Origin of the sequence: Confluentibacter lentus (assembly GCF_002806995.1) — a bacterium.
Classification (GTDB): domain Bacteria; phylum Bacteroidota; class Bacteroidia; order Flavobacteriales; family Flavobacteriaceae; genus Confluentibacter; species Confluentibacter lentus.
This window is the reverse complement of record NZ_NIHE01000001.1, coordinates 863,699-870,195: the sequence shown is the minus strand read 5'-3', so window position 1 is coordinate 870,195 and position 6,497 is coordinate 863,699. Positions and strand designations below refer to the sequence as shown.

6 protein-coding genes and 1 tRNA gene are annotated in these 6,497 nt (G+C 36.1%); 4 read left to right on the top strand and 3 right to left on the bottom strand.

The annotated features are described in order from the left end of the window. Positions 1 to 1,069: T9SS type A sorting domain-containing protein (locus tag CDH50_RS03850; RefSeq protein ID WP_232731950.1), on the top strand; the 1,069-nt coding region annotated here is incomplete at its 5' end. Positions 1,070 to 1,223: 154 nt separating this feature from the next. Here CDH50_RS03850 and CDH50_RS03845 read toward each other — a convergent pair. Beyond that, positions 1,224 to 1,297 (bottom strand) — tRNA-Ile (locus CDH50_RS03845). 55 nt (positions 1,298 to 1,352) lie between these two features. Further along, positions 1,353 to 1,754 (bottom strand): methylmalonyl-CoA epimerase, encoded by a 402-nt coding sequence (gene mce, locus CDH50_RS03840; protein ID WP_100610543.1) that lies wholly within the window; start codon positions 1,752 to 1,754, stop codon positions 1,353 to 1,355. A gap of 99 nt (positions 1,755 to 1,853) precedes the next feature. Between mce and rbfA the strand changes: the two genes are divergently transcribed. Together rbfA and CDH50_RS03830 are read left to right on the top strand one after the other, a co-directional pair. Next, positions 1,854 to 2,258, top strand: a complete 405-nt coding sequence (rbfA, locus tag CDH50_RS03835) for a 30S ribosome-binding factor RbfA (RefSeq protein WP_100610542.1) — start codon at positions 1,854 to 1,856, stop codon at positions 2,256 to 2,258. Beyond that, complete coding sequence (locus CDH50_RS03830) at positions 2,259 to 3,473, top strand: ABC transporter permease (RefSeq protein ID WP_100610541.1); 1,215 nt, start codon at positions 2,259 to 2,261, stop codon at positions 3,471 to 3,473. A 6-nt stretch (positions 3,474 to 3,479) separates the two neighbouring features. Here CDH50_RS03830 and dusB read toward each other — a convergent pair whose 3' ends face one another. After that, positions 3,480 to 4,475, bottom strand: a complete 996-nt coding sequence (gene dusB, locus CDH50_RS03825) for a tRNA dihydrouridine synthase DusB (protein ID WP_100610540.1) — start codon at positions 4,473 to 4,475, stop codon at positions 3,480 to 3,482. A 134-nt stretch (positions 4,476 to 4,609) separates the two neighbouring features. On the opposite strand from dusB, the gene lepA reads away from it, so the two are divergent. Continuing rightward, the gene (gene lepA / locus CDH50_RS03820) at positions 4,610 to 6,406 is read left to right on the top strand and encodes a translation elongation factor 4 (protein ID WP_100610539.1); all 1,797 of its coding nucleotides are present in this window, start codon (positions 4,610 to 4,612) and stop codon (positions 6,404 to 6,406) included. Positions 6,407 to 6,497 lie beyond the last annotated feature (91 nt).

Below are 6,497 nucleotides of genomic sequence, written 5' to 3'. Positions count from 1 at the left end.
CCTATTTGGAGACATGTCCGGCGACCTGGCCGGGAACGTGCTCCCTTTGGGATCGTACCAATTGAGCATCGCACCTTCCAACCAACCGGGACTTATCCTTAACTTCAAAATGGTGACCGGCTCCCAATCCTCAAATTGTTTTTATGAAGAAACAAATAACATTTTGGTTATAGAAGCTGAAGATATTGATACAGATGGTTTATGGGATATTAAAAATAATGTTACTGGATTTTCTGGCAGTGGATATTTAGAATGGGGGAATGGGGAATTTTTTACTACTCCAGGGAATGGGGAATTTTCTGCAAAAATAAAGATAAACAATACTGGAGTATATAAATTTCAATGGAGAACCAAAGTTGGTGCTGGCACAAGTTCTACAGATGAAAATGATTCTTGGCTGCGTTTTCCAGATGCTGATGATTTCTTCGGACAAGATGGATCAAGCATTATTTATCCAACGGGAAGTGGTAAAACTCCCAATCCAGAAGGTGCTGGATCTGCTGGTTGGTTCAAGGTATATTCAAACGGAACTACAAATTGGACATGGTCTACCCTAGTAAGTGACAACGATGGCCATGAGGTTTTTGTTCGATTTGATTCGCCAGGTATATATACCATGGAGATATCTGCACGATCAGAATTTCATCTACTAGATAGAATTGTGTTAAGTAAAAGTATTGTATCCAACCCTACAAACTTAGCTATTGATGAAGCTACGTGCTCAGAGACCATACAGATCAACGGAGCTAGCGAGGTTTCCATAGGTATTGAACAGACATACATGGAAATGAATGTATCAGCCAACGACCCCGAAGATGTACCCACGACTATGAAGCTCTATCCAAATCCTACAAATGAAAGTGCCACTCTTGAATTTGAAAAACAGATAGAGGTTCAACATTTCCAAGTATTCGACTTGGTAGGCAGGTTAATCAGTACGGTAAGGGCTGGATCTAAAAGTAAAAGATATCAAATACAGGTATCGAATCTTCAGGAAGGAACCTATTTAATAAGAGCAATAAATAGTAACGGACAGCAATTCCAAAAACAAATGGTAATAAAACGATAATTGTTAATGGACTGATGTAAGTCATTTTAAAATGGGAATACCATTCATTTAGAAAAATATACTTTTTTGTAAAAATAGTATTAAACCTAAAAAGCATTTACAAATAAAAAGGCTTTACAGAATTAAAAAATCTGTAAAGCCTTGTTTATATTAGTGGTCCCACCTGGGCTCGAACCAGGGACCACCTGATTATGAGTCAGGTGCTCTAACCAACTGAGCTATAGGACCGAAATTGGCTGCGAATTTAATACTAATTTTATAACTCTACAAGAAAATAATTTGTTTAAATAATTTCTTGACAAAGCTCTATCAATACACCATTCGTGCTTATGGGATGTAAAAAAACAACCAGCTTATTATCAGCACCTTTTTTTGGCACATCACTCAAAACAACAAAGCCCTCATATTTTAATCGTTTTATTTCTTCATTAATGTTTTCAACCTCAAAAGCTATATGGTGAATGCCCTCCCCTTTTTTCTGTATAAATCTTGCGATGATGCTATCCTCTTCCATAGCTTCCAATAACTCAATTTTATTATTTCCGACTTTAAAAAAAGATGTTTTAACGTTTTCGCTTTCTACAACTTCGGTTTTGTAAGATGGTTTGCCAAATAGTTTGGCGTATAATTTATTAGCATCATCTAAGTTTTTAACCGCTATTCCTATATGTTCTATATGCTTCATTATAAATCCATTTTAAGTAAGATACAAATTTTGTGACTAAAAGTAAACTAATCTTTAAATATCCCGTATTTTTGCGGTATAAACCTTAATAGGTAATAAATGAGCAACGTAGAGGAAAGTCAAAGACAAAAAAAAATAGGTTCGGTATTACAACGCGATTTAGTGGATGTATTGCAAAGTGCTGCCACACAAGGCGGTATGCAGGGTATATTAATTTCAGTTTCTAAAGTGAAGGTAACTGTAGATTTATCGGTTGCCAAAGTATATTTAAGTATTTTTCCAAATGATAAGGCTAAAGAACTTTTGGTCGGCATCAAATCGAATACCCCTTTAATTAGACACGAATTGGCACAACGTACCAAGCACCAATTAAGACGTATGCCCCATTTGGAATTTTTTGTAGATGACTCTTTAGAATATATCGACCAAATTGAAAAATCTTTAAAAGGACAGGAGAACCCTATTAAAGACCCGAGTATTTTAGAAAAAAGAAAGAAAACTTAATTGAACTTCCCCTTATACATAGCAAAACGTTACCTGCGCTCTAAAAGCAGTAACAATGCTATTAATTTTATTACCATTATTGCTGCCGTTGGGGTTATTCTAGGTGCTGCTTCCCTATTTGTTGTACTGTCTGGATTTGCTGGATTAAAAGATTTTACGCTGCAATTTTCAACTATTGTCGACCCTGATTTAAAAGCTGAAACGGCTAAAGGCAAATCTTTTATTTTGAGTGATGAGGATGTTTCAAAATTAAACACTATTGATGCTATTGCTTCTTATTCTAAAATTATTGAAGAGCGTGTTATTATTGGGTTTGATGAAAAAAACTATTTGGCAACTATTAAAGGTGTTGATGAGCAGTTTCAGCGGGTTAATGCCATAGATTCCGTTATTGTTCAAGGCGACTGGTTTGAACAGGATAGTAATCAAATAGTGGTGGGCTGGGGCATTTCGTCCAATTTATCTCTAGGCGTTTTAGATTATGCCAAATCCATAAACATCTATGTTCCCAAACCTGGGAAAGGACAAATTACCTCTATAAAAAACGCTTACAGTTCCATAAACACCATTAATGTTGGGATTTTTGATATTAATGAAACCTTAAACGATACCTATGTATTTGCGCCCATCAGCTTAGTTGAATATTTGCTAAATTATAAACCAAATCAAATCTCTGCCATCGAATTTAAACTGAAAGATGGTGTTGATAAAACAAATGCCATCTCAAAAATACAAGCTGCTTTAGGGGGTAAAGTTATTTTAAAAACTAGGGAACAACTGAATGATAAGCTTTATAAAATGTTGAATACTGAAAATTTAGCCGTGTATTTGATATTCACTTTGGTTTTAATTATTGCTTTGTTTAATGTGATTGGTTCTATCATCATGATGATTCTAGATAAAAAGAAAACATTAAGTACCCTTTTCAATATGGGTGCAACACTTAAGGATATTAGAAAAATATTCTTTTACCAAGGAAGTTTAATGAGTATTTTTGGTGGCTGTATTGGTATTTTAATGGGATTATTGCTCGCGGTAAATCAACTTTACGGACCAGAATTTCTTAAAATTTACATCACGCCAAGTCTTCCTTATCCTATTACCATTAAAGTGATAAATGTGTTGGTTGTATTTGTTACTATTTCAGTATTAGGTGTTATAGCATCAAAAATAGCTTCGGTAAGAATCACCAAAACCCTTGTAGAAAATCATTAATTTGAATTATTCCGTAAACTGATAATCGGAAAAATGCTCAAGAACGGCATCAAAAGCGGCAAATACATCGGCAGCATCGTCGCTAGTGACCATTTTGGTTCTGTAATCTTTAAAATGTGGAATGCCCTTAAAATAGTTGGTGTAATGCCTGCGGGTTTCAAATACGCCTAGAGTTTCACCTTTCCAATCGATTGCCATTTGTAAATGCCTGCGGGCGGCATCTACACGTTCTTCAATAGAAATAGGGCCTAAATGTTCACCTGTTTTAAAAAAATGTTTTACTTGTTTAAAAAACCAAGGATTTCCAATACTGGCGCGACCAATCATAGCACCATCTAATCCATAAACATCACGCATTTCCATAGCTTTTTCAGGCGTATCAACATCGCCATTTCCAAATACGGGAATGTGCATTCTTGGATTATTTTTAACTTCGGCAATGGGTTTCCAATCGGCACTTCCTTTATACATCTGAGCGCGTGTCCGCCCATGAATGGCAATGGCTTTACAGCCAACATCTTGGAGTCTTTCGGCAACTTCAACAATCCGTATGGAATCATGGTCCCACCCCAATCTGGTTTTTACAGTTATAGGAATGTTGGTGCGCTTCACCATTTCGGCAGTCAATTGTTCCATCAAGCAAACATCTTTTAAAATGCCTGCACCAGCCCCTTTGCTGACCACTTTTTTTACGGGACAACCAAAATTAATATCAATTATATCTGGATTTGATTTTTCAACAATATCAATGGTTTGGAGCATACTTTCTAAATTGGCTCCAAATATTTGAATCCCAACGGGACGTTCCCTTTCATAAATATCCAACTTCATAACGCTTTTGGCAGCATTACGAATCAAGCCTTCACTAGACACAAATTCGGTATAAACCACATCAGCACCTTGTTCCTTGCACAAGGCACGAAACGGTGGGTCGCTCACATCTTCCATAGGTGCTAGAAGCAATGGAAAATCTGGAAGTTCTATGTTGTGTATTTTTACCAAACCATTAATTTTTGTGCAAAATTAGTGTTTTTATTTTATCTAACTAAAACTAAGGATATCATGTTTTAAAATCCGGATATTTGCAGATAAAAACATCTATATTTGCAAACTAAATCTAGGTGTAGATTACTTTTATGAAGAACATTAGAAACTTTTGCATTATTGCACATATAGATCACGGAAAAAGTACGCTTGCAGACCGTTTATTGGATTTTACGGGTTCGGTAACTGAAAGAGAGAAACAAGACCAACTTTTAGATAATATGGACTTGGAGCGCGAACGTGGTATTACCATTAAGTCGCACGCCATCCAAATGGAATATACCTATAAAGGTGAAGAATATATTTTAAACCTTATTGACACCCCTGGCCACGTAGATTTTAGTTATGAAGTATCGCGTTCTATTGCCGCTTGTGAAGGTGCATTGTTGATTGTTGATGCTGCACAAAGTATTCAGGCGCAAACCATTTCCAATTTATATTTGGCTTTAGAAAACGATTTAGAAATCATTCCTGTTCTTAATAAAGTAGATTTACCTAGTGCTAACCCAGAAGAAGTCACCGACGATATTGTAGATTTATTAGGTTGTAAGCCAGAAGACATCATTCACGCCAGCGGAAAAACTGGTTTTGGTGTTGATAATATTTTGGCGGCTATTATTGAGCGTATTCCGGCACCTAAAGGCGACCCAGACGCACCGCTTCAAGCATTGATTTTTGATTCGGTTTATAACTCTTTTAGAGGAATTGAAACTTATTTTAGAGTGTTTAATGGTGAAATTAAAAAAGGACAAAAAATAAAATTTGTTGCGACAGATAATGAATATTACGCCGATGAAGTTGGTACCTTAAAACTAAGTCAAGTACCCAAACAAAGCGTGAAAACGGGCGATGTTGGTTATTTAATTACGGGCATTAAAACCGCTAAAGAAGTGAAAGTAGGTGATACTATTACCGATTTTGCCAAACCAACCACCAATATCGTAGAAGGTTTTGAAGATGTAAAACCTATGGTTTTTGCGGGTATTTATCCTGTTGATACGGAAGATTATGAGGAGCTGAGAAGTTCTATGGAAAAATTACAATTAAACGATGCTTCGTTGGTGTTTATCCCAGAAAGTTCGGCTGCTTTAGGTTTCGGGTTTCGCTGCGGATTTTTAGGCATGCTTCATATGGAAATTGTTCAAGAACGTTTAGAACGCGAGTTTGATATGACTGTCATCACCACGGTTCCCAACGTATCTTACAATGCTTATACCAATAAAAATCCGGATGTCCCTTTCATAGTTAACAACCCGTCTGATTTACCAGAACCAACAACCGTAAATCGGGTTGAAGAACCTTATATAAAAGCGACCATCATTACAAAATCTGATTTTGTTGGAAACGTTATGTCCCTTTGTATTGAAAAACGAGGCATTGTTTCCGGACAGACCTATTTAACGCCAGAGCGTGTAGAATTAACTTTTGAAATGCCTTTGGCAGAAATTGTATTCGATTTTTATGACCGTTTAAAAACCGTTTCAAAAGGTTATGCTTCTTTTGATTATCATCCTATAGGAATGAAAGTTTCTAAATTGGTTAGATTGGATATTTTATTGAATTCCCAACCTGTTGATGCGCTTTCTGCATTAATCCATGCCGATAACGCACAGAATATTGGCAAAAAAATGTGTGAAAAGTTGAAGGAACTTATTCCACGCCAGCAATTCGATATTCCTATTCAAGCAGCCGTTGGTGCCAAAATTATTTCGCGGGAAACCATAAAAGCCTTACGTAAAGATGTTACGGCCAAATGTTATGGTGGTGATATATCCCGTAAACGCAAACTTCTTGAAAAACAGAAAAAAGGTAAAAAACGCATGCGCCAAGTAGGAAATGTAGAAATTCCACAACAGGCATTTATGGCTGTTTTAAAACTGAATGATTAAAAAAATGAAGCGGTATGATAAATTTATCATACCGCTTTTTGAAATCTCCCTCATTATTAGTTGATAAGCAATGTATTCGAGAGTTTTATAT

Excerpts from the sequence above, each read along its gene's own strand:
- rbfA (WP_100610542.1), top strand. The coding sequence starts at position 1,854 with ATGAGCAACGTAGAGGAAAGTCAAAGACAAAAAAAAATAGGTTCGGTA.
- lepA (WP_100610539.1), top strand. The coding sequence starts at position 4,610 with ATGAAGAACATTAGAAACTTTTGCATTATTGCACATATAGATCACGGA.
- mce (WP_100610543.1), bottom strand. The coding sequence starts at position 1,754 with ATGAAGCATATAGAACATATAGGAATAGCGGTTAAAAACTTAGATGAT.